This window comes from Serratia grimesii NBRC 13537, assembly GCF_001590905.1.
In the GTDB taxonomy this organism is placed as follows: Bacteria; Pseudomonadota; Gammaproteobacteria; order Enterobacterales; family Enterobacteriaceae; genus Serratia; species Serratia grimesii.
Map to the genome: position 1 here is coordinate 60,724 of NZ_BCTT01000005.1, position 21,341 is coordinate 82,064.

21 protein-coding genes are annotated in these 21,341 nt (G+C 53.5%); 17 read left to right on the forward strand and 4 right to left on the reverse strand.

All coding sequences use genetic code 11. The features are described 5' to 3' along the window. The first annotated feature begins 98 nt into the window (after positions 1-98). Both SGR01S_RS05135 and SGR01S_RS05140 read left to right on the forward strand, forming a co-directional pair. The gene (locus tag SGR01S_RS05135; RefSeq protein WP_037423294.1) at positions 99-383 is read left to right on the forward strand and encodes a YdgH/BhsA/McbA family protein; all 285 of its coding nucleotides are present in this window, start codon (positions 99-101) and stop codon (positions 381-383) included. A 244-nt stretch (positions 384-627) separates the two neighbouring features. Beyond that, entirely contained in the window at positions 628-1,185 is a 558-nt protein-coding gene (locus SGR01S_RS05140; RefSeq protein ID WP_037423290.1) for a class I SAM-dependent methyltransferase, read from the forward strand. Here the strand turns inward: SGR01S_RS05140 and SGR01S_RS05145 are convergent, their stop codons facing one another. Then, entirely contained in the window at positions 1,186-1,647 is a 462-nt protein-coding gene (locus SGR01S_RS05145; protein ID WP_037423288.1) for a GNAT family N-acetyltransferase, read from the reverse strand. 220 nt (positions 1,648-1,867) lie between these two features. On the opposite strand from SGR01S_RS05145, the gene SGR01S_RS05150 reads away from it, so the two are divergent. The 4 genes from SGR01S_RS05150 to aroL all read left to right on the forward strand — a co-directional run bounded on the left by SGR01S_RS05150 (position 1,868) and on the right by aroL (position 6,348). After that, on the forward strand, positions 1,868-2,983 hold the full coding sequence (locus SGR01S_RS05150; RefSeq protein ID WP_037423429.1) for an ABC transporter substrate-binding protein: 1,116 nt from the start codon (positions 1,868-1,870) through the stop codon (positions 2,981-2,983). Continuing rightward, positions 2,976-5,099 (forward strand): TonB-dependent siderophore receptor, encoded by a 2,124-nt coding sequence (locus SGR01S_RS05155; protein ID WP_037423286.1) that lies wholly within the window; start codon positions 2,976-2,978, stop codon positions 5,097-5,099. Before SGR01S_RS05150 ends, SGR01S_RS05155 begins: the two co-directional genes overlap by 8 nt. 90 nt (positions 5,100-5,189) lie before the next feature. After that, positions 5,190-5,708 (forward strand): GNAT family N-acetyltransferase, encoded by a 519-nt coding sequence (locus tag SGR01S_RS05160; protein WP_037423284.1) that lies wholly within the window; start codon positions 5,190-5,192, stop codon positions 5,706-5,708. A 115-nt stretch (positions 5,709-5,823) separates the two neighbouring features. Beyond that, positions 5,824-6,348: a shikimate kinase AroL gene (gene aroL, locus SGR01S_RS05165; RefSeq protein ID WP_061806759.1), complete on the forward strand. Its 525-nt coding sequence runs from the start codon at positions 5,824-5,826 to the stop codon at positions 6,346-6,348. Positions 6,349-6,483: 135 nt separating this feature from the next. Here aroL and SGR01S_RS05170 read toward each other — a convergent pair whose 3' ends face one another. Then, entirely contained in the window at positions 6,484-7,236 is a 753-nt protein-coding gene (locus SGR01S_RS05170; RefSeq protein ID WP_037423279.1) for an AraC family transcriptional regulator, read from the reverse strand. Positions 7,237-7,335: 99 nt separating this feature from the next. Between SGR01S_RS05170 and SGR01S_RS05175 the strand changes: the two genes are divergently transcribed. The 7 genes from SGR01S_RS05175 to ppnP all read left to right on the forward strand — a co-directional run bounded on the left by SGR01S_RS05175 (position 7,336) and on the right by ppnP (position 12,973). Beyond that, the gene (locus SGR01S_RS05175; protein WP_061806760.1) at positions 7,336-7,740 is read left to right on the forward strand and encodes a nuclear transport factor 2 family protein; all 405 of its coding nucleotides are present in this window, start codon (positions 7,336-7,338) and stop codon (positions 7,738-7,740) included. A 46-nt stretch (positions 7,741-7,786) separates the two neighbouring features. Then, on the forward strand, positions 7,787-7,987 hold the full coding sequence (locus SGR01S_RS05180; protein WP_037423273.1) for a YaiA family protein: 201 nt from the start codon (positions 7,787-7,789) through the stop codon (positions 7,985-7,987). Positions 7,988-8,293: 306 nt separating this feature from the next. After that, positions 8,294-9,067 (forward strand): IclR family transcriptional regulator, encoded by a 774-nt coding sequence (locus SGR01S_RS05185; protein ID WP_037423270.1) that lies wholly within the window; start codon positions 8,294-8,296, stop codon positions 9,065-9,067. 196 nt (positions 9,068-9,263) lie between these two features. Beyond that, on the forward strand, positions 9,264-10,829 hold the full coding sequence (locus SGR01S_RS05190) for an OPT/YSL family transporter (protein WP_037423427.1): 1,566 nt from the start codon (positions 9,264-9,266) through the stop codon (positions 10,827-10,829). 31 nt (positions 10,830-10,860) lie between these two features. After that, on the forward strand, positions 10,861-11,790 hold the full coding sequence (locus SGR01S_RS05195; protein ID WP_061806761.1) for a DUF1177 domain-containing protein: 930 nt from the start codon (positions 10,861-10,863) through the stop codon (positions 11,788-11,790). A gap of 4 nt (positions 11,791-11,794) precedes the next feature. Then, positions 11,795-12,472 carry an AroM family protein gene (locus SGR01S_RS05200; RefSeq protein WP_037426881.1) on the forward strand — a complete coding sequence of 226 codons (678 nt, stop codon included), beginning with the start codon at positions 11,795-11,797 and terminating at the stop codon, positions 12,470-12,472. A gap of 210 nt (positions 12,473-12,682) precedes the next feature. Next, the gene (gene ppnP, locus SGR01S_RS05205; protein ID WP_037426875.1) at positions 12,683-12,973 is read left to right on the forward strand and encodes a pyrimidine/purine nucleoside phosphorylase; all 291 of its coding nucleotides are present in this window, start codon (positions 12,683-12,685) and stop codon (positions 12,971-12,973) included. A gap of 171 nt (positions 12,974-13,144) precedes the next feature. On the opposite strand, the gene rdgC is transcribed toward ppnP, so the two are convergent. Both rdgC and SGR01S_RS05215 read right to left on the reverse strand, forming a co-directional pair. Then, on the reverse strand, positions 13,145-14,056 hold the full coding sequence (gene rdgC, locus SGR01S_RS05210) for a recombination-associated protein RdgC (protein WP_061806762.1): 912 nt from the start codon (positions 14,054-14,056) through the stop codon (positions 13,145-13,147). An 88-nt stretch (positions 14,057-14,144) separates the two neighbouring features. After that, positions 14,145-16,757 (reverse strand): ATP-binding protein, encoded by a 2,613-nt coding sequence (locus tag SGR01S_RS05215; protein WP_061806763.1) that lies wholly within the window; start codon positions 16,755-16,757, stop codon positions 14,145-14,147. Positions 16,758-16,898: 141 nt separating this feature from the next. Here SGR01S_RS05215 and SGR01S_RS05220 point away from each other — a divergent pair, with 141 nt between their 5' ends. The 4 genes from SGR01S_RS05220 (at position 16,899) to SGR01S_RS05235 (ending at position 21,337) form a co-directional block, all read left to right on the forward strand. Continuing rightward, complete coding sequence (locus SGR01S_RS05220; RefSeq protein WP_061806764.1) at positions 16,899-18,419, forward strand: sugar ABC transporter ATP-binding protein; 1,521 nt, start codon at positions 16,899-16,901, stop codon at positions 18,417-18,419. Positions 18,420-18,447: 28 nt separating this feature from the next. Beyond that, on the forward strand, positions 18,448-19,437 hold the full coding sequence (locus tag SGR01S_RS05225; RefSeq protein ID WP_037425954.1) for an ABC transporter permease subunit: 990 nt from the start codon (positions 18,448-18,450) through the stop codon (positions 19,435-19,437). Positions 19,438-19,646: 209 nt separating this feature from the next. After that, on the forward strand, positions 19,647-20,588 hold the full coding sequence (locus tag SGR01S_RS05230) for an ABC transporter substrate-binding protein (RefSeq protein ID WP_061806765.1): 942 nt from the start codon (positions 19,647-19,649) through the stop codon (positions 20,586-20,588). Positions 20,589-20,650: 62 nt separating this feature from the next. Then, positions 20,651-21,337, forward strand: a complete 687-nt coding sequence (locus SGR01S_RS05235) for a D-lyxose/D-mannose isomerase (RefSeq protein ID WP_061806766.1) — start codon at positions 20,651-20,653, stop codon at positions 21,335-21,337. The last annotated feature ends 4 nt before the right edge of the window (positions 21,338-21,341 follow it).

Sequence of the window (21,341 nt, forward strand, 5' to 3'; positions counted from 1 at the left end):
TTGATGTTCTTTACATTGGATTACGTCTGCTTTCATTGCCTGATAGATAATTAACTCCACTGATACGAGAAAATAAACAAAAACATCTGGAGCTTATTATGAAACTATTACCTGGCATCGCAGCAGTTCTTTTGGCAGCCGCTTCATTTTCTTCCTTTGCAGCGCCGTTGTCATCAGTAAAACAGGTCAATACTGAACAGGCTAGCAGCATGCAAAGCCTTGGTGTAGTGTCGGTTTCCGGCATTAGTGGCTCTCCGGGTGATGCCGTTCACGCGCTGAAAGAAAAAGCTCAGGCGGATGGCGCCAGCAGTATCCGTATTATCGGGCTGGACACTCCGGGGGATTCCAGCGATTGGCGCGGTAATGCAGAAATATATCGTTAATCTCTTGGCATTAAATAAATTTCGGTCGCTGTAAATGGTGGCCGATAAAATAAACAGCTGTGGAATATAATCTGACCGGTAATGTTGTTGATTGATTACCTAAAGATTATTTCCGCAGCTTTTTTTATTTTTCGTCTGTTGGTTGCATTTCATTACAACTGTGTCGGTGGTTTTAGGAAACATGTTAATGAATACTTAAGGAATTGGGTTCAGATTGGTGGCTACTCAACGTAAGGAGGCCCCAATGTTAAATGCGACACGGCTGCAACTGAAGAACCACTTTACCTATCTCCAGCAGTTTATGGCTTCACCACGTACTGTTGGTACGCTGGCGCCTTCGTCCCCTTGGTTATGCCAAGCGATGCTCAATCAGATTGAATGGACAGGCGCACTGTCGATTGCAGAGTTAGGCGCGGCTGACGGTGTGTTGACCAAACGTATATTGGGGCGTATGCGCGCCGATGCATCGCTTGAGGCGTTTGAAATTCAATCTCATTTTGTGCATCAGCTGAGGAAAATTGACGACCGCCGTCTGCAGGTGATGGATCGTTCTGCCGAAGAGATGGCCCGTGACTACGACGTGGTGTTCTCTTGCCTACCGTTGTTGTCTATCCCGCTTAAAATCAGTATTCGCATTTTGCAACAGACACAGCAGTGCTTGCGTGCACGTAATGGCACGCTGGTGTTGTTTCAATACAGCCATTTGTCGGAAAAACTGCTGTCTCGCTATTTCCATTGGAAACGGCTACGTGTGGTACGTAACTTTCCCCCTGCGCTGGTCTATATCTGCACGCCGCGTTAACTAAAGCTTTTTTTCCATCACCACCACGTCGCCGCCATATTGCTGGCGACGCTCTATGGTTTGCCAGCCCCAACCTGAATACAACGCCTCGGATTTATCGGTAATCAGGTGCAGGACAGGGTGGTTGCGCTGGCGCGCCAGTTGCACGATGGCTGCCTCCAGACGCTGAGCAATACCTTGGCGTCTGTGGTCTGGGTGAACAAATACGCCTGCCAGCCAAGGGGAAAGATCCATCCGGTGATGATCGTCACTTGGCCATAGGCTAGCCATACCTAACGGGCATTCTCCCTCTAGCACCAACAGCGTGGTGTAGTCTTCACTGGGTTGCGTGCATTGGGCAAAACGTTGGCGTGTGCGTTCCAGTGAACCACCGCGCTGTGAGCCCCATTGACCAAATGCCCATGCGGCACAGACGTCGCTAAAGTGGGGACATTCCACCAATGGAATAATACGTTGGGTCATTTCTTCATCTCCTGGATTACCTGCCACTCTAGCCCACCTTTTATTGGATTATCGACCGATTTTTTAACTTTATAAAACCGGATTTACAGCGGTTTTGCATGTATCAGCGTCGAAACAGCGTAATTGAGCGGATTTGGCTCGTCCGGCGTGCGTTGTGATTGAAAGTGCTAATGAGAGTGATTATCATGCGCGCATATTCTTACGTTTATCCGGCCCATTCATGCGCAATCCCCTCGTTTTACTGCTGCTTTCTCTGTTGCTCGGCGTTTTTAACGTTCAGGCGAAAATGGTGACTGATATCACTGGCCGTCAGGTCGAAGTGCCGGATAACCCGCAGCGCATCGTGTTGGGCGAAAGCCGTATGTTGTATACGCTGGCATTATTGGAGCCGGGGAACCCCGCTCAGCGTATCGTCGGCTGGCCGGAAGACATGGCGCGTTTCGACGCGCAAAGCTGGCAGCTCTACACACAAAAATTTCCACAGATCAAAGCGATCCCTTCCATCAGCAAGGGGAATTTCCGCCAGGTTAATAGTGAAAACCTGATCAAGTTGAAGCCGGATTTGGTGATTCTTGCGCGTTATGCGCGTGAGGAAGGTGACAGTGATTTGTTACTAAAAACGCTAAATAAAGCCGGAATTGCTGTGATCTACGTCGATTTGCGGGTCGACTTGCTTAATAACACCGTGCCGAGTGTTCGATTGCTGGGCGAGGTTCTCAATCGTCAGCAGCGGGCGGAGCAGTTTATCAGCTTCTACCAGCAGCATATGGCGGTAATCCAACAGCGATTGGCGGGCTACCAGGGGCCAAAGCCCAAGGTGATGCTGCATCTGCACCTTGGGCGGCGCGAAACCTGTTGTACTACGGCGGCACATGGCAACCTTGGTGATCTGCTGGCTTTTGCCGGCGGTGACAATATCGCCAATGCCAGCATCAAAGGCGTTTATGGTGAGCTGAACCCGGAAACCATTCTGACTGCCAATCCTGACATCTACATTGCCACCGGTATGGCTGGGCCAGAGGGCAAGCGTTTTTCCGATCTGCGCCTTGGGCCATTGGTCACTCAGAAGGACGCTGACGAAAGCTTTCGGCAGATCATGCAAAAGCAACCAATGCTCGCCAACCTGAAAGCGGTAAAAAACCACCAAGCCTGGAGCATCTGGCACAACTTCTATCTCAGCCCTTACCACGTTGTGGCGGTTGAGATGTTCGCTAAAGCTTTCTACCCGGATCTGTTTGCAGACATCAACCCGCAGCAGACCTTTAAGCAGTTATATCAACAATTTTTGCCGTTACCTTTTTCAGGGACCTATTGGAGTCAGTTAAATAATGAATAACACCCAGCGTGGCTGGTGGTGCGCATTGCCTCTGGCGGCCTGTGCATCGGCACCGGCGTTCAGCGCCGACAAAACAGCAGAAAAGAGCGAAACTCTGGTGGTGGTTGGTCAACCAGAATCGGACGGTGTGAAAAGCTATCAGCCGCTGACAAGCGTGACCGGCACCCGTACCGAAACCAGTCTGCTGAACGTGCCACAGGCTATCGATGTCGTTCCGCAACAAGTGATTACCGATCAGGCTGTTAGTAGCCTGGACGAGGCACTGTATAACGTTAGCGGCATCACCCAGGCAAACACGTTGGGAGGGACTCAGGACGCGGTAATGAAACGTGGCTTTGGCGATAACCGCGACGGCTCAATTCTGCGCGACGGGGTGCGTTCGGTGCAGGCACGCAACTTTACTCCGACCACCGAGCGGGTTGAGGTATTGAAAGGTCCGGCCTCGATGCTATACGGCATGGGTGAACCAGGCGGAATGATCAATATGATCACTAAAAAGCCGCAGTTGCAGCAGCACACTCATGTGGAAGGTTGGGGTAGTAGCTTTAAGGGCGGTGGCGGCCAGTTGGACGTTACCGGGCCACTGGGGACTTCAGGTTTTGCCTATCGGATGATTGTCGATCACGACGAGACTGACTACTGGCGCAACTTTGGACGTAATCGCCAAACGGTGATCGCGCCATCGCTGATGTGGTACGGCGAAAGCACTACGGTACGCGTGGCTTACGAACATATGGAATATTTGGTGCCCTTTGATCGCGGGACCATCATTGATTCACGCACCGGTAAGCCGGTGAATACGCCGCGCGACCGACGTTTTGACGAAAGCTATAACGCCACGCGTGGCGATCAGGACAGCGTTACGCTGCAAGTTGATCAAGTACTGAACGAGAGCTGGAAAAGCTCGCTGACCTACGCCTACAGCCGCAATAGCTACAGCGACAACCAGGCGCGCGCGTTGGCACTGAATCCTGATACGGGTGTGTTGTCACGCCAGGCCGATTCCACGGCCCATGCTGTCAGCCATGCCAACGCGGTACAGCTGACGGTCAATGGCGACGTCGACTGGGGAAAAACCAACCACCAGATGCTGTTCGGGTTTGATTTTGAAGATAACCGCACCTATCGCGGTGATATGATCCGCGGCAAAAAGAACAGCGATTTCAACATCTATAATCCGGTGTATGGTCTGATGCCCACTTCGAATGCTGTCAGTGCTAAAGACAGTGATCAGCGTGAAAACCTCACCAGTTATGGCTGGTTTATGCAGGATTCTGTCCAACTGACCGAAAAGTGGCTGGTGATGGGCGGGTTACGTTATGACGCCTTTGACGTTTTTGCCGGGAAAGGGCGGCCATTTGTCACCAATACCGACAGTTCTGATAGCAAATTGATACCGCGCGCCGGGGTCGTCTACAAGCTGACGCCTTATGTCTCGCTGTACAGCAGTTACACAGAATCTTTCAAACCGAATTCTTCCATTGCCAGCCAGATTGATTCGCTGCCACCGGAACAGGGTAAGGCCTGGGAAGTGGGTAGCAAGGTTGAGTTACCCAACGGTATTACCGGGACTTTGGCGCTGTTTGATATCACTAAACGCAACGTGATGGTCAACGAATTGGTGAATGGTGAAACTGTCACCCGTACCGCAGGGCGCGTACGTTCCCAAGGTGTGGAGCTGGATGTTGCAGGCAACATTACCGACTCATTGAGCCTGATTGGTTCTTATGCCTATACCGATGCACGCGTAGTGGATGATCCTGACAACAAAGGCAAAGAAATGACCAACGTGGCGCGTCATACTGCCTCGCTGTTTATGACGCAGGATCTGGGCTCTACGGGGTTATATAGCGGAGATAACGTACGAGTGGGCGCAGGGGCACGTTATGTGGGGCGCCGTCCAGGCGATGCCGCCAACAGTTTTAATCTCGACAACTACACTGTTGCCGACGCTTTTGCTGCTTACACTCTGCCGGTGAATGGCTATCGGGTGAAATGGCAGTTAAACGTGAAGAATCTGTTCGACAAAACCTATTACCCTTCCAGCGGCGGCAATTTGCGCGTTGCTGTGGGAGAACCACGTGAAGTGGTGCTGCGTGCCAGCGTCGACTTCTAATGGTGTGAGAAGGAACCCGTTCCCGGCGGCGGGTATCTGCCGTCGGGATATTTTGGTTAAATAGCCGCCCCTCTCGTTAAGGAGATCACGATGGGCCTGCAAATACGTTTGGCACAACAGCCGGATATTACTCAGATGATCGCCGTTGAGCGCTCGGCAGCGCAGCTCTTTCTGCAGCATCCCGCCTGGTGTTTTATTGCCGAAGAACCCGGGATGAGTCCTCAGCAGCATGCTGATTTTATTCAGCGGCAACATACGTGGTTGATGGAAAGTGCAGCGGGGGAGGTGGTCGGATTTATTGCTGTCATACCGCAACCGCAAGATTGGCATATCGCCGAGCTGTCGGTCGCCGCAAACTGGCAACGTCAGGGTATCGGTCGTCGTTTGATCGCGGAAGTTGCCGCGCAGGCGGCATTGCAAGGTGCGCAGCGTTTAACGTTGACGACGTTTATTGATGTGCCCTGGAACGCACCCTATTACCAGCGCCTTGGATTCAAACCGATCGCCGTCGAGCAACTCAGTGCAACATTGAGGCATCAGTTGGCTGAAGACAGCGCGCATGGCTTTGCTGCAGATAGCCGCTGTGCCATGGAATTTACACTATCGTAAATATTGAAATACAGGTGGATGGCGGTATGATGCAGCAACTACGCCATCGCACGATCTGCACGCCGGATTCTGGTGTGCAAACGCAATCACGTCACCGTATAAGGGACAACCCGTAATGACACAAACCATTTTCATGGTCGGCGCTCGCGGAGCCGGTAAAACCACGGTGGGCAATGCACTGGCGTTGGCACTGGGCTATCAATTTATCGATACCGATCTGTTTATGCAGCAGACCACGCAGATGAGCGTGGCGGAAATGGTAGAAAAAGAAGGCTGGCTGGGGTTTCGCCGCCGTGAAAGCATTGCGTTGCAAACCGTGACGCAACCGTCAACTGTAGTTGCCACCGGTGGTGGCGCAATCCTGGCAGAAGAGAACCGTCGCTTTATGCGTCAGCACGGTACGGTGATCTACCTACGCTCACCGGCTGACGTGCTGGCACAGCGACTGGAAGAATACCCACAAGACGCGCAGCGCCCAACATTGACCGGCCGTCCGATTGCCGAAGAGATGTTGGAAGTGTTGGCAGCACGTGAAACCTTGTATCAGGAAGCTGCGCATTACGTGATGGACGGTACCGGCAACCCGCAACAGGTGGTGGCACAGATCCTGGCTGCTTTACAGCGTGAAACGGTAAAGTAATCCGTAGATGACATTGGCGGGCACAGTAGGTTGTGCCCGATTCGCCTGCATTTCCCCTCTGTTCCCCCTCACTGTCGCTTTATTGTGCCTAACTGCATCGTTAGCTTCAGGTGCCTGCGGTTTGGGGTGGAAAGACTAATCACGTCCCTGAACAGCTTGGTGCGACGTAAAATACAGCCCCGGAGTGATGCCAAAGCGTTGACGGAAAGCGGCAATATAAGCGCTGACATTTTCGTAACCGTACTCACCGGCAATCCGATTGACGGATTCACCGCGCGACAATGGCTCCAGTGAGCGGATCACACGGGCTTGCTGACGCCAGCGGGCGAAAGTGACGCCCGTTTCGCCAATAAAGCGGCGGCTCAGAGTGCGGACGCTCAGTCCGGCCCAGCTAGCCCATTCAATTTGACTCCGGTTGTCAGCTGGCTCGTTCAGCAACGCACGCGCAATTTTCAACAACCGTGCGTCCTGCGGTAGCGGCAATTGCAGCGGAGTGCTTTCCTGCGTGCGTACCTCATCCAACAATACCTGTAATAGCCGCCGTTGCGGCGCGTTCAACCTTTGCCCAGCGAAGAGGGTAATGCGTTCCACTAACGCTTGAATTAATCCAGAGGCGGTGCTTAGACGCGGCTGTTCCGGTAGTCCACGACAGTAAGTTTCCGGCAGATACAAACTCCAGCCTGCAACATTGCCGCACGCCAGCGCCTGATGTGCGCAATGGGGTGGCAACCAACCGATATTACCTGCGGTCATTGCCCATTGCCGCTCGTGGGTTTCCAACGCGATCATGCCATGGGTTAACAAATAGATTTGCCCGTCGGTATGTTGGTGCCACGGTGTCAGGTGCTTTTTTTCATGCCAAAGTCGCTCGCTTTGCAGAATCATAATGATTGGCCGATTTTCAGTATAAAAAGTCTGAGTACGGTTATTATGCCATGCTCAGGCAACGCTATGATCTCCGCATCATGCAATTGTTGGAGAAGGCTGATGACCTCGAATACCCCAACCGCCATAGTGCTCGACGCGTTGCAACAGATCGTTGCTTCCCCAAAACACCAGCCAGCGCTGATCGCTGAATTCTTCTGTGCGGATTACCAGCAGAAGGTGGATGGCAAAACGCTCGATTATTCGCAGTTTGTTCAGCATATGGCATTGCTGAAGCAACTCACCCGCAGCATGACTCTGACGTTTGTCGCGGTTGCTGAACAGGGCAATGCTGTGTTGACGCACCATCAGGTGCGAGTACTCAAGCGGGATGGTAGCTACAGTCTGGTCAAGGTGCTGGCGCATTTCACTGTGCATGACGGCAAAATCAGCGCCTGCGATGAATTGACACAATTGCTGGAAGGTGGTCACGACGATCGCGACCTGGGGTCACGCGTGTCGGTATAAATACCGCTGCTATACTTAAGCTTGTGGAATCACACGGGAGATCAGCATGCGCGAAAATGACCGACCTGGTTATCCGAGAACCGCCCGAGTGGTCGCCGTTGACCGGGGCGATCCGAGTTTGCATATGCACCGTTTTGAGGTGCGAACCGATGACATTGAGCCGAACACGCTGCTCAGTGAGCATCCCACCGAGCAGGAAGCGCTTGATGCCAAGCATCGCTACGAAGATCCTGCGCTGGAAGATTAATTGATATCCCCAGAAACCGGCGTCAGGCCGGTTTCTTTATTCACTCCATTGTCCACACTCACTCATTTTCTCATTACGTGATGCAGAATTAGCATGACATGCTGGTTTATACCGCCATCATCGAATAATTGCGTGGTAATTAACGGGTTTTATCGGCGTTATTTTCTGCATTTAATTTAACAAAGGATCATGCGCTGGTATTAATCGGCAGAATGAAAAATAAACTGCTTGACGATAAGTTGTACGAGTTTTAGTTTCTAATTATCAAACAGGAACTTGGTTCCATATAGTGGAACAAGGCAAATTATGACAACCCTGGAAAATGCTGCAGCGGTATTAAAATTATTTTCACAACAACAGATGATGCACGGTCAACCCGGTATTTCATTTAGCGATGTGGTAAATCAATTGGCGCTGCCAAAAAGTACCGTATCGCGCCTGCTGCAGACCATGGAAACCCAGGGCATGTTGGAGCGCGATCCTGACAGCAAGTTGTATAAAATCGGGCGTTTGTTGTTATCAGTATCCAGCCATTATTTGTCGACACCCTTGGTAGACAGTGTAGCCTCCAGCATGGTGCAGCTTAGCCAACAGACCTACTGTACGGGGTATGTTTCAGTACTGGAGGCACAGGAGATCATGGTGATGCGCATGTTCCCTGGTCGCCAATTCCTGCAGGTGGTGACGCCAGCGGGCAGTCGTTCACCGGTGGCGGAAACGTCTGTGGGGCGGGCAATACTGGCGCGTGAGTGCGATGAGCAGGTGATTACACGTTTTGCCACTGGTTATCGCGCGGTCTCACCTAATGCTCCACAAACGTTGGATGCGCTGTTGAGCAAGTTGGCGCAAATCCGTCTGCAAGGTTGGTCCTTGGCACGCAACGAAACGCTGCATGGCATCAGTTCGCTGGCGACTGCGGTGACCAATAAACATCGCAATGAGACCGTAGGGCTATGTTTATCCTTCGCTACACAGGAGGAGGACAAACCGTTTTCTCCCAGTGTGCTCGAAGCATTGATGGCGGTATCACGGAAATTAGCAGAAAAATTTGGTGATGATTATTGGCAACAGATCAAATAACGCACCGAAAACAAGCCGCTAGCCCCTCTAATTAACGAAATCAACACCAGGGTATTCGTTAATTATATGAATTAGCGTTGTGGGTAATAAATAACGCAGTCAGCTCACAGTTCCAAATAATGGAACTGTGATGGGTGTCTTTCGCCATAAAAATATTATTGCCGTGCGCCAGTCAATATTCAGGGGAATGAAAAAGATGAAAGAAAATATACCCATTAATCCATTGAAAGATATCGGTACGTTGCTGGTGATGGTGTTGCTGTCCATCGTTGGGGCTATTATTGGCGTACAACTGATTACCACGTTGGGTGTGACGCCCAATACGTCGATTATTGGTGCATTGCTCGCCATGTTGTTGGCGCGTATTCCGCTACAGATGTTTCAACGTTACCGTTCGGTACATACACAAAACTTGGCGCAAACGGTGATTTCTTCCGCCACGTTTGGGGCTGCCAACGCATTGTTGATGCCGATTGCCGTACCCTATGTGATGGAACAACCGCAGTTGATCTTGCCGATGTTTTGCGGGGTTGCAGTGGCGATGCTGCTCGATGCCTATCTGCTGTATCGCATGTTTGACACCAAAATCTTTCCCGCAGCCAATGCCTGGCCGCCGGGCGTTGCAGCAGCGGAGGCGATTAAGGCCGGCGATCGGGGTGGCAAGCAGGCATGGTTACTGGTGGTCGGCGTGGTGGTGGGTATCGCCGGTTCGATGCTTAAGATCCCAATGGCCGCATTCGGTACCGCGTTTATAGGCAATATTTGGGCATTGAGTATGTTTGGTGTGGGTCTGCTGTTACGTGCTTACGCAGAGCCAATGGCAGGGTTCGACATCAACGCTCATTTTATTCCCCATGGCGTAATGGTCGGTGCCGGGTTGGTGGCGTTGATCCAGGTCGTGCAGGTGATCCGCAGCAAACGAGCCGATACAGCCGGTTATAACCAGGCCGATACCGAGGTGCGTAAGGCTCTTGGGTTGGGCGCTGTGGGTTATATCGTTATTGCCGCACTGTTGGCGTTGGCGGGGGGATTGTACAGCGAGATGTCGCTAACGATGTTGGTGCTGTTTGTGATTTACGCCGCGTTTGCTGCCTTTGTGCATGAGTTGATTGTCGGTATTGCCGCCATGCATTCCGGTTGGTTCCCCGCTTTTGCCGTGGCACTGATCACGCTGATTATCGGCATTCTGATTGGTTTCCCACCGTTGGCACTGTGCGTGCTAACCGGATTTACTGCTGCTACCGGTCCGGCGTTTGCCGATATGGGCTTTGATCTAAAAGCCGGTTTTATCTTGCGTGGCTACGGTAAAGATTTGCAGCATGAGCTGTTGGGGCGCCGGATCCAGCTGTTCGCTGCACTGATCGCCTTTGTCATTGCTATTCCTGTGGTGTACTTCACGTATACCAGTTACTTCCTGCAGGACTTGATCCCACCGGTCGCACGTGTGTACGCCAAAACGATCGAGGCGGGGGCTCAACCGGGTATTGCTTACAGTCTGCTGATCTGGGCGATCCCTGGCGCCATCGTGCAACTGATCGGTGGGCCAAAACGCCAACTCGGCGTGTTGCTAGCCACAGGCCTGTTGATCAACAACGCGCTGGCGGGCTGGGCGGTGATTGTCGGCATTATTCTGCGGATCCTGATTATTCGGCGTTGGGGTGATAAGGGCCGCACGCCAATGGAGATCATGGCCGCCGGTTTTATCGCTGGTGACGCGCTGTACAGCTTCTTCAATTCCATATTTTCCAGCAAAGGGAAATAACCATCCGGTTAAATTGTGAGGTCAGCCAATTATGAGTTTGCAACAAACGCTGCAGGTTTTTGAATTAATTGATAGTGCCTATGTGAACGGTCAGCAGGTGGTCGATCTATTCACGGCCTACCCCGGCATCCGCGCCAGCACGTTGCGTGCCAGTGGGCCGAAGGGCGCGACCGACTTCGTGCGTATCGAGATCCCTGGCAGCGCCGGTAAAAGCCAGGGGGGAAATGCGCCGACGTTGGGCATTATCGGCCGGTTGGGTGGTATTGGTGCACGGCCAACGCGTATTGGCCTGGTGTCTGACGGCGACGGGGCGATAGCCGCGGTAGCCAGTGCGCTGAAGCTGGCGGAAATGCAGCGCAAGGGCGATGTGCTGGCGGGCGATGTGATCATCACCACCCATATTTGTCCGGATGCCCCGACTCGTCCGCATGATCCCGTCGATTTTATGGATTCGCCGATCGACGACGTGACGATGAACGATAATGAAGTGGTACCGGAGGCCGATGCGATTTTGTCCATCGACACCACCAAGGGGAATCGCATCATTAATCACAAAGGCTACGCGTTGTCGCCAACGGTGAAAGAAGGCTACATCCTGCGGGTGGCCGAAGATCTGCTGCGGATTATGGAGATGACCAGTGGACGACCGGCGGTGACCTTCCCGATCACGACGCAGGACATAACACCGTACGGTAACGGAGTGCATCATCTGAACAGTATTCTGCAACCTTCGACTGCAACGTCGGCACCGGTGGTTGGCGTGGCGATTTGCACCGAGTCGGTGGTACCGGGTTGCGGTACCGGTGCCAGCCATGAAGTGGATATTGCGTTGACCGTCAAGTTCGCGGTGGAAGTGGCGAAAGAGTTTGGGCGCGGCACCTGTCAGTTTTACCAGACCGATGAATATGCGCAGCTGCTGGCGTTGTACGGCAGCCTGAGCCACTTGCAAAAAAGGAAATAACCTGATGAATGCCTCATTGGCTACGCTGACGATCGGTCAGGCACCACGCAACGACATCATGCCATTGTTGTCTGCTTATCTGCCTGCTGAACAGGTGAGGCATGTCGGATTGCTCGATGGGCTGAATGCTGCCCAGATTGACGAACGCTACAGGCCACTAGAGGGCGAGAAAGTTTTGGTGTCTCGCCTGCTGGACGGTACGCAGGTCATGCTGGCGGCTTCACGGGTCGAGCAAGGGTTGCAGCAAAAAATCAGTGAGCTTGAAGCAGATGGCTGTGAGGTGATTTTGCTGTTGTGCACCGGTGAATTCGGCCAACTGCACGCACAACAGGCGCTATTGCTGGAACCGGACCGCATTATTCCTCCACTGATTTCTGCCATTGTCAGCCAACATCGGGTGGGTATTGTGGTGCCGGTTGCAGAGCAAATCACCCAGCAAGCGAGTAAATGGCAATTGCTGGCGACGCCGCCCTGTTTCGCCGTGGCCAGCCCCTATCTGGCAGATGACGCTGCGTTGGCATTGGCCGCGTGCGAGCTACAGCAACAGGGGGCGCAAGTGGTGGTGCTCGACTGCATTGGCTATCACCGTCGGCATCGTGACTTCTTGCAGGCGCGGCTTGAAATCCCGGTGTTGTTGTCCAACGTATTGGTTGCCAAGCTAGCTGCTGAGCTAATTGACTGATTTAAAAATAGAATAAAATCGCAGGCTGTTGTCTGAAGCCGCTGCACGGCGCGGTTTTGGGCACGAATCCAGAATGGCTAGCTGGTACTCAATCACCCAGCAGAACTTTACTCTGCGCCACGATCGCATTTCGCGAGAAAAACCAGTGACAGATCAACCGCAATCCCCCAATATGGATTTCCCATAAAGTTGATTACGCGGGTGACAGTTATGCTGAAAGTGAACGAGTATTTTGCCGGAAAAGTGAAGTCTATCGGTTTCGATAGTAGCAGCATCGGTCTTACCAGCGTCGGTGTTATGGAAGAGGGTGAATACACCTTCAGCACTGCCCAGCCGGAAGAAATGACTGTGATTACCGGGGCATTGAAAGTGTTGCTGCCGGGCTCACCGGACTGGCAGGTGTTTACGCCAGGAGAGAAATTCTTCGTACCGGCCCACAGTGAGTTCAACCTGCAAGTGGCCGACGCGACCGCCTATCTGTGCCGTTATTTAAGTAAGTAATCCATACCCTTCTTACTTGAAGCTGCAGCGTTGTTGGCTGCGTGCACTCACCCCAGTCACTTACTTGAGTAAGCTCCTGGGGATTCTCGCACTTGCCGCCTGGCTGCAACTCCAATTAATTTGGGTATGCGGTGTGTTTTGCAAAGGCGCAACAATTTGCGCCTTTGGCGATTAACGCTGAGCTTCGCCACCCAGAGCTTCGATGGTGTTCTTGATTAACGCTGCCAGTTCGCTGGTCATCAGGATAAAGTCGGCGTCAAAACGTTGAGCAAAGTCGTCACGATCGATGTCGTCATTCTGCTCACGCAGCGCATCAGCAAACTTCAGACGCTTCAGCGAGCCGTCGTCCGCCAGTACCAGTTGAATACGCTCTTGCCAGTCCACCGCCAATTTGGTCACCAACTTGCCGGCTTCAATGTGCACTGCAATCTCATCGCTAATCAGGTTCTGTTTTTTGCAGCGAATAACGCCGCCGTCTTCCAGAATTGCCTTCAGTTCCGCTTCATCCTGAATGATGAAACCTGCTGGCAGTTCGCCGGAACGCACCCATTCAGTCAGCGTCAATTCAATCGGGCTTTCCATGGTCAAGGGGACCACTGGCAATGAACCCAGACTCTTGCGCAATAGCGCGAGTGTATCTTCCGCGCGTTTAGCACTGGCAGCATCAACCATGATCAGATCGTTGACGGTATCGATCCACATGAACGTCTGGTTAAAGCGGCTGAAGGCACGTGGCAGCAGGCTGTGCAGCACTTCGTCTTTCAGCGCGTCTTTCTCGGTTTTCTTCAGTTTGCGGTGCTGTTCACCTTCCAGGCGTTCAATCTTGGCCTGCAGCTCTTGTTTGATGACCGGCGACGGCAGGATTTTTTCTTCCTTGCGCGCGCAGATAACGATTTGGCCGTTAACCGCGTGTGTCAGTGATTCGCTGTGGGAACCCATCGGGGAGACCCAGCCGGTTTTCGCCATGTCCTGGCTGCCGCACGGGGTGAAAGCAAAAGCGCTGAGTTGTTTTTCCATTTCATCCGCGTTTAGCGCAACTTCGCGGCTCAAACGGTAAACCATCAAATTCTTAAACCACAGCATAATGTTATCCCTGGCTGGGCGTGCATCTGGCACGCTTATTCATCAAAAGCAGGGCGGCATAATAACGAATCAGAGGCGAAAAATCGCCTCATTCCCTCTGAATTGCGTCGTCGACCGCGTTTGAGCGACGTGCCCGTTGCAGCGCTAACGCCAGCTGACGCTGGCTGAAAGGCTTGCGCAGCAATTCAACATTAGGCAGCGTATCTTCGTGATTACGACGTATATCTTGACCACTGATCAGCAGGGCTGTGATGCGCGGATTAATCTCTCGCGCCAGCCCAATCACCTGTGCACCGTCCAGTTCACCCGGCAACATCAAATCGCTTATCAGCACCCCAATATCTGGGGTTTGTCGCAACAATGCCAGCGCCTCATGGCTGTCCGCGCAGTCCAGCGTCAGGTAGCCGAGCTGGTGTAGATGTTCACACAGCGTATGGCGCACGTCGTTTTCATCTTCCAACACCAGCACCAGATTGTTGCTGCCGTCATTTTCCTCAGGTGTCAGGGGCGGTGCTTCAATCTGTGCTGGCGTAGGCGCTCGTGGCAACTGCAAGCGCACCAACGTACCTTGGCCCGGTGTGGTTTCAATCTGTACCCGGCCACCTGACTGGCGAACAAAGCCGTAAACCATCGACAACCCAAGTCCACTGCCGCTACCCACGGCCTTGGTGGTGAAGAAGGGTTCGAACACCTGCGCCTTGACCTCTTCCGACATGCCACATCCGGTGTCGATCACCTCCAGCGTCACCATGTCCTGCTTCTTGCCGCCGCTGCGCACCACTCTTTGGTTGTAGGTCCGGATTTTCACTATTCCGCTGCGGCCCTCCATGGCGTCCCGGGCGTTGACCACCAGGTTGATTAGCGCATTTTCTAACTGATTAGCATCAACCCACGCTGGCCAGCCGGGATGCTGAGACTCAATGACCAGTGAGAGCGTTGTGGGCAGTGAATGACGTAACAGCTCTTGCAGATTATCCACCAGAACGTGAAGAGTGATGGCCTGTGGATGCAGTGCCTGTTTACGAGAGAACGCCAGCAGTCGCTGGGTGAGTTGCGCCCCGCGTTCAGCCGCTTTCAGTGCGCGGGCAATGCGCTGTTCGGTTTGTGCATCTTGGGTCTGTTGGGTCGTCAGTTCCAGACTGCCAATAATCACTGCCAGCAGGTTATTAAAATCATGCGCCAATCCGCCGGTGAGCTGACCGACAGCCTTCATTTTCTGACTGTGCAGCAGTGCTTCTTCTAACGCTTTACGCTCAGTACGTTCCAGCACCACGTTGACCACACCTCGATTGGGTACCGGGCTAAAACGCAGCTCGACCGTACGGCCATCACTTAGCCGGAGCTCCTGCGGCTGAGGCAGTTCACTGGAGAGATTAGCCAACACCGCATCCCAGCGTTGACCCGCCGGAGGTGTCACGTGTTGCAGCAGTTCGCGGTAGTGTTGGCCCCGGTGTAACTGGTGTTCGTTTAATCCCAACAAAAGAGGATATTGCGGGTTCCACACGACCAATTGGCCGTCGTTATCAAAGAGCGCGAAGCCGTCACGCATGGCCAGAAACGTGGTTTCCAACTGGGTACTTTTCTCCTTCAACAGGCGGGAGGTCTGTTCCAGCGAGGCGGTATTACGTGCAAAAACGTTGAATGCGCGCGCCAGGTCGCCCAATTCATCGCGGCGTTGCAGCGCGGGTACGCTGACATCGCGCTCACCACGCGCCAGCCGCGTCATGGCGTTAGCGATTGCTGTCAGGTTCGAGCCAAGGTTGCGGTAGATATACAACCCAGCGAAGCCGGTAATCACCAACGCCAGCAGTGCGAACAGGCCAATAAATACGCTGATGGAACTGAGCTCATGGTGGGTTTGATGGGTTCGCAGCTCCGATTCGTCCGCCACCTTCTGTACGTAGAGATTAATGTCGTCATTGAGCATCGCCACTAACGCTTTGATATGGTAGGTATAATAGGCTAGGGCGAGATCGCTTTGTTCTAATTCCAGTGTTTCTGGCAGTAGCCGTTGTTCGTTTTCCCGAAACTGCCGCATTTTCTCATCCACTAACCCATTTGGGCTGTTTTGCGGCCAGTAAGCCATGACGCTATCAAGCTGTTGGGCCGCGGCCTTAGGCGTTGGGGTTTGAATGGCGATGGCCAACAGCCGGTCAATCTGACTCAGTAGCGGTTGCGAAGGTTGATTCAGGTTAAGGCGTTGGTTAAGGCTGGCGATATGTCGCAGCGTACTTTGTGACTGATACAAGCCGCTGAGCAGAATATTGCGTTGCAGGTGTCGTGCGTGGCCGAGATCCAGCATACGGGTCACACTGGTTTCTAATGCGTTACTGCGGCTGATGATGCGTTTGACCAGTGCGGGTTCACTGTGTGCCAGCGGCGCTTCTGCCAACCGGCTGAGTGAAGCCTGTAGTGCCAACTGAGTCTGTTTAAGCCGGGCGGATTCACTTTGATACTCCAATGCACCCACCACTTGCGAAAGCCGAATGGCAGCGGTCGCCACGTTTGAGGTGTCCCGGCTCAACGCCATACTGCCGTTCATCTCTTTCAGTGTCTGTGCCTGCACCTGTTCTTGCAGTTTGCCCGCATGGTTAAAGCCGACGATCGCTACCCCGCTGACCATCAGCGTCACCGCCACCACCAGCAGGTTGAACATCAGCAAGCGCCCACGTGCGCCGGCAAGGAATGGCAATCTGCGCATCGTATCTCCCGTAACTGACTGTTCGCAGTATAGATCCTCGTTCCATTAACAATATGACAAAGATGAACAGCCGCTGACATTTTGCATTTATTTATGCGTGGTTAACTGCGCTTAATCCGAACCGCAACCTGAGGTATGACGATGAGCGCAACCCCGATTCTGGAAATGCACAACATCGCCAAGAGTTTTGGTCAGTTTTATGCGCTGAAGGGCGTCAACCTGACGGTTTATCGCGGGGAGATCCACGCGCTGATGGGTGAAAACGGCGCGGGTAAAAGTACCTTAATGAAAATATTGGCCGGCGCGTATATCGCCAGCAGCGGGGAAATTTTTATCGATGGGCAGCCGTTTGCCATTAAAGGGCCAAAAGATGCCCTGGCGGCGGGTATCACGCTGATTTACCAGGAAATGAATCTGGCACCGAATCTAACGGTAGCGGAGAACATTTTTCTGGGCAGCGAGATCCAGCGCGGCGGCCTGGTGAAGCGCCAGCAGATGTTGCTGGAAGCCCAGAAGGTGATCGATCGTTTGGGCGCGCAGTTCAGTGCCGGCGATCGGGTGATGAGATTAACCATTGCCGAGCAGCAACAGGTGGAAATTGCCCGTGCGTTGCACCGCAACAGCCGCATCCTGGTCATGGATGAGCCGACGGCGGCGCTTTCTTCGCGAGAGACGCAGCGGTTGTTTGAGTTAATCAAGCGTCTGCGCGATGAGGGGATGGCGATCATTTACATCAGCCACCGTATGGCGGAAGTCTACGAGTTGTCGGATCGTGTTAGCGTGCTGCGCGACGGGCAGTATGTCGGCAGCCTGATGCGCGACAAACTGTCTGCCAGCGAATTGGTGCGCATGATGGTGGGCCGTCCACTGAGCGATTTGTTCAACAAGGAACAAGGTATTGCTGTGGGCGAGCCGCGCCTGACGCTACACGGCCTGACCGATGGCAAGAAAGTGAAACCGATCAGTCTACAGGTGCGTGCCGGAGAGATCGTCGGTCTTGCCGGGCTGGTGGGCGCGGGCCGTTCCGAACTGGCGCAGTTGATTTTCGGTGTGCGCAAGTCCAGCGGCGGTACGGTAGAAATTGATGGCAAACCGGCCAATATCCATTCACCGCGCGACGCCATTGCGCTGGGCATCGGTTTTCTCACCGAAAACCGCAAAGAGCAGGGCTTGTTCCTCGATCTGGCTGCGCATGAAAATATCGTTATGGCGACGCTGGAGCGCGACGGACGCTATGGCCTGCTTAACCGACGAAAAGCACAGCGAATTTCCAGTGACGCCATCGGCCTGCTGAATATCCGCGTGCCACACGCCCAGGTTCGGGCGGGTGGCCTGTCTGGCGGTAACCAACAAAAACTGCTGATTTCACGTTGGGTGGCGATCGGCCCGCGCATTCTGATCCTCGATGAACCGACACGCGGTGTTGACGTCGGTGCCAAGAGCGAAATTTACCGCATCATGAGCCAGATGGCGCAGCAGGGGGTAGCGATCCTGATGATCTCTAGTGAACTGCCTGAGGTCGTAGGCATGAGTGATCGGGTTTACGTGATGCATGAAGGTAGCATCGCCGGGGAGCTGAACGGCAGTGACATCAGCCAGGAAAACATTATGACGCTGGCCACTGGCGTCGAACCCGTTTTGGAGAGCGCCAGCCATGAATAATTCTACCCCTACGCTCAAGGAGCCTGCCATGACATCGAACTCGCTGCCGCCAGGTGCAAAGAATCCAACGCTAAAACGGGCATTGTTGGGCGATATGATGCAAACCGTCGGTATCTTGCCGATATTGATCTTGATCGTCGCTGTGTTCGGTTTTGTTGCGCCAAACTTTTTTACCGATGCCAACCTACTGAATATTGCCCGGCAGGCATCGATTAATATCGTGCTGGCAGCGGGCATGACCTTCATCATTCTGACTGGCGGTATCGATCTTTCGGTAGGTTCGATGTTGGGGACCACCGCCGTGGTGGCAATGGCTGTCTCATTGATGCCGGGCTTCGCCGGGATGTCGATTCCGCTGGCGCTATTGGCCGGTTTGGGCATGGGGCTGTTTAACGGCTTTTTGGTGGCCTACGCTGGCCTGCCGCCGTTTATCGTGACGCTTGGGACATATACCGCCCTGCGTGGTGCCGCTTATCTGCTGGCCGACGGCACCACCATTATTAATTCCAATATCAGTTTCGAATGGATCGGTAACTCCTATCTGGGGCCGATCCCTTGGCTGGTGATTATCGCCTTTGCCGTGATCGCGCTGTGCTGGTTCATCCTGCGCCGTACTACGCTGGGTGTACATATCTATGCCGTGGGCGGCAACATCCAGGCGGCACGCCTGACCGGAATCAAAGTCGGCGCGGTGCTGCTGTTCGTCTATGGCATGAGCGGTTTGCTGTCAGGGCTGGGGGGAATAATGAGTGCCTCACGGTTGTACAGCGCCAACGGCAACCTCGGCATGGGCTATGAGCTGGATGCGATCGCTGCGGTGATCCTCGGTGGTACCAGCTTTGTCGGCGGCATTGGCACTATTACGGGCACGCTGGTGGGGGCGCTGATTATCGCCACCCTGAACAACGGCATGACGCTGATGGGCGTCTCTTATTTCTGGCAGTTGGTGATCAAAGGGGCGGTGATCATCATAGCTGTGCTGATAGATAAGTACCGCACCCGCAACTACCAACACTAATTTCTTACCCGTCGTCTTTCAAGCTGCAGCGTTGTTACCTGCACTAGCCCACCCCAGTTACTTAACTTTAGCAAGGGCCTGGGGATGAACTAGCTGGGCAGCCTGGCTGCAACTTGAAATGCATAGGTAAGGTTGAGTGATAGAGATCAGTTGGTTGGCGCCCACCGGGGCAAGTTTTTCGTAGATCAGAAAATAATGAGGAAAACACTATGCGTTTCAAGCCATTGATTACCGCTTTACTGGTTACCGCTGCGCTCGGCAGTGCCTCGTTGGTGCAGGCGAAAGAGTTGAAATCGATTGGGGTTACGGTAGGGGATTTGGCCAACCCATTCTTTGTACAGATCACCAAGGGCGCTGAGCTGAAAGCGCGTGAATTGGCGGGCGATAAGGTTAACGTCACGCTGGTGTCGAGTGGTTATGATCTTGGCCAGCAGGTGGCGCAGATCGATAACTTTATCGCTGCCAAGGTCGATATGATCATTCTCAATGCTGCGGATTCCAAGGGCATCGGCCCGGCGGTAAAACGGGCCAAAGATGCCGGTATCGTGGTGGTGGCGGTTGACGTGGCGGCCGAAGGCGCGGATGCCACGATCACCTCGGATAACACTCAGGCCGGCGCCATGGCCTGTAAATACATCAGCGATCGCCTGAAAGAGAAAGGCAATGTGGTGATCATCAATGGGCCGCCGGTATCTGCCGTACAGAACCGGGTTGAAGGTTGCATGACCGAGCTGAAGAAACATCCGGAGATCAAGCTGCTGTCTTATAACCAGAACGCTAAAGGCAGCCGTGAAGGCGGGCTGGAGATCATGACTGCGCTGTTGGCGGCCAATCCGAAGATCGACGGTGTCTTCGCGATTAACGATCCGACAGCGATCGGTGCCGATCTGGCAGCGAAGCAAGCACAACGTAGCGAATTCTTTATCGTTGGCGTAGATGGATCGCCGGACGGGGAAGAAGCACTTAAACGTGGTAACTCCTTGTTTGTGGCGACGCCTGCGCAGGATCCCCAGGTTATGGCGGCCAAGGCGGTCGAAATCGGCTACGACATTCTGCAAGGTAAACCTGCACCGACCGGCCCAGTGCTGATCCCGGTGACTATGATCGATAAAAACAATATCGGCAGCTACAAAGGCTGGACGGTTAAATAATCTCTTATCGGCGGGGCCTGTAATGTCAGGCCCCACATCCTTTCATCGCTTCCGGAGGTACCATGAACCGTTCCGCCGTGAACCAAATTCTGCAGCAAACCCAGCACTTTTTTGCCCGTTTTGACGTTCAGTTGCCACCTTTTGCCCATTTCAGCCCCGCCGTTTGGCGGCAGCTTGATCACCAACCGTGGCAAGAGGTGTTTGACCTGAAGTTGGGTTGGGATGTCACAGCGTTCGGCGGCGATGATTTTGCCCGCCAGGGACTCACGTTGTTTACCTTGCGCAATGGCTCACCCGGTGGGCAACCCTACGCCAAATGCTATGCGGAGAAGATCATGCATTGCCGTGAAGCACAGGTAACGCCGATGCATTTTCACTGGCGTAAGCGGGAAGACATCATCAACCGTGGCGGCGGCAACCTAATCGTTGAGTTACACAATGCGGACTCGCAGGAAGCGTTGGCTGAGAGCGCTGTGACCGTAACGTTGGACGGCTGCAAACAGACCCACGCAGCCGGTTCACGGCTGCGGCTGGCACCGGGAGAAAGCATTTGCCTGACGCCGGGTATCTACCACAGTTTTTGGGGGGAAGAGGGCTTCGGCGACGTGCTGGTAGGGGAAGTATCGACGGTAAACGATGACGACAATGACAACCGTTTCCTGACACCGCTCAGGCGTTTTAGCCAGATCGAGGAAGATCAGCCACCGCAGTGGTTGTTGTGTAACGAATACTTGCGCTTTATCGATTAAGGAG

Bases quoted from the DNA above. Each gene is read 5' to 3' on its own strand.
- SGR01S_RS05135 (WP_037423294.1), top strand. From the start codon at position 99: ATGAAACTATTACCTGGCATCGCAGCAGTTCTTTTGGCAGCCGCTTCA.
- SGR01S_RS05140 (WP_037423290.1), top strand. From the start codon at position 628: ATGTTAAATGCGACACGGCTGCAACTGAAGAACCACTTTACCTATCTC.
- SGR01S_RS05145 (WP_037423288.1), bottom strand. From the start codon at position 1,647: ATGACCCAACGTATTATTCCATTGGTGGAATGTCCCCACTTTAGCGAC.
- SGR01S_RS05150 (WP_037423429.1), top strand. From the start codon at position 1,868: ATGCGCAATCCCCTCGTTTTACTGCTGCTTTCTCTGTTGCTCGGCGTT.
- SGR01S_RS05155 (WP_037423286.1), top strand. From the start codon at position 2,976: ATGAATAACACCCAGCGTGGCTGGTGGTGCGCATTGCCTCTGGCGGCC.
- SGR01S_RS05160 (WP_037423284.1), top strand. From the start codon at position 5,190: ATGGGCCTGCAAATACGTTTGGCACAACAGCCGGATATTACTCAGATG.
- aroL (WP_061806759.1), top strand. From the start codon at position 5,824: ATGACACAAACCATTTTCATGGTCGGCGCTCGCGGAGCCGGTAAAACC.
- SGR01S_RS05175 (WP_061806760.1), top strand. From the start codon at position 7,336: ATGACCTCGAATACCCCAACCGCCATAGTGCTCGACGCGTTGCAACAG.
- SGR01S_RS05180 (WP_037423273.1), top strand. From the start codon at position 7,787: ATGCGCGAAAATGACCGACCTGGTTATCCGAGAACCGCCCGAGTGGTC.
- SGR01S_RS05185 (WP_037423270.1), top strand. From the start codon at position 8,294: ATGACAACCCTGGAAAATGCTGCAGCGGTATTAAAATTATTTTCACAA.
- SGR01S_RS05190 (WP_037423427.1), top strand. From the start codon at position 9,264: ATGAAAGAAAATATACCCATTAATCCATTGAAAGATATCGGTACGTTG.
- SGR01S_RS05195 (WP_061806761.1), top strand. From the start codon at position 10,861: ATGAGTTTGCAACAAACGCTGCAGGTTTTTGAATTAATTGATAGTGCC.
- SGR01S_RS05200 (WP_037426881.1), top strand. From the start codon at position 11,795: ATGAATGCCTCATTGGCTACGCTGACGATCGGTCAGGCACCACGCAAC.
- ppnP (WP_037426875.1), top strand. From the start codon at position 12,683: ATGCTGAAAGTGAACGAGTATTTTGCCGGAAAAGTGAAGTCTATCGGT.
- rdgC (WP_061806762.1), bottom strand. From the start codon at position 14,056: ATGCTGTGGTTTAAGAATTTGATGGTTTACCGTTTGAGCCGCGAAGTT.
- SGR01S_RS05215 (WP_061806763.1), bottom strand. From the start codon at position 16,757: ATGCGCAGATTGCCATTCCTTGCCGGCGCACGTGGGCGCTTGCTGATG.
- SGR01S_RS05220 (WP_061806764.1), top strand. From the start codon at position 16,899: ATGAGCGCAACCCCGATTCTGGAAATGCACAACATCGCCAAGAGTTTT.
- SGR01S_RS05225 (WP_037425954.1), top strand. From the start codon at position 18,448: ATGACATCGAACTCGCTGCCGCCAGGTGCAAAGAATCCAACGCTAAAA.
- SGR01S_RS05230 (WP_061806765.1), top strand. From the start codon at position 19,647: ATGCGTTTCAAGCCATTGATTACCGCTTTACTGGTTACCGCTGCGCTC.
- SGR01S_RS05235 (WP_061806766.1), top strand. From the start codon at position 20,651: ATGAACCGTTCCGCCGTGAACCAAATTCTGCAGCAAACCCAGCACTTT.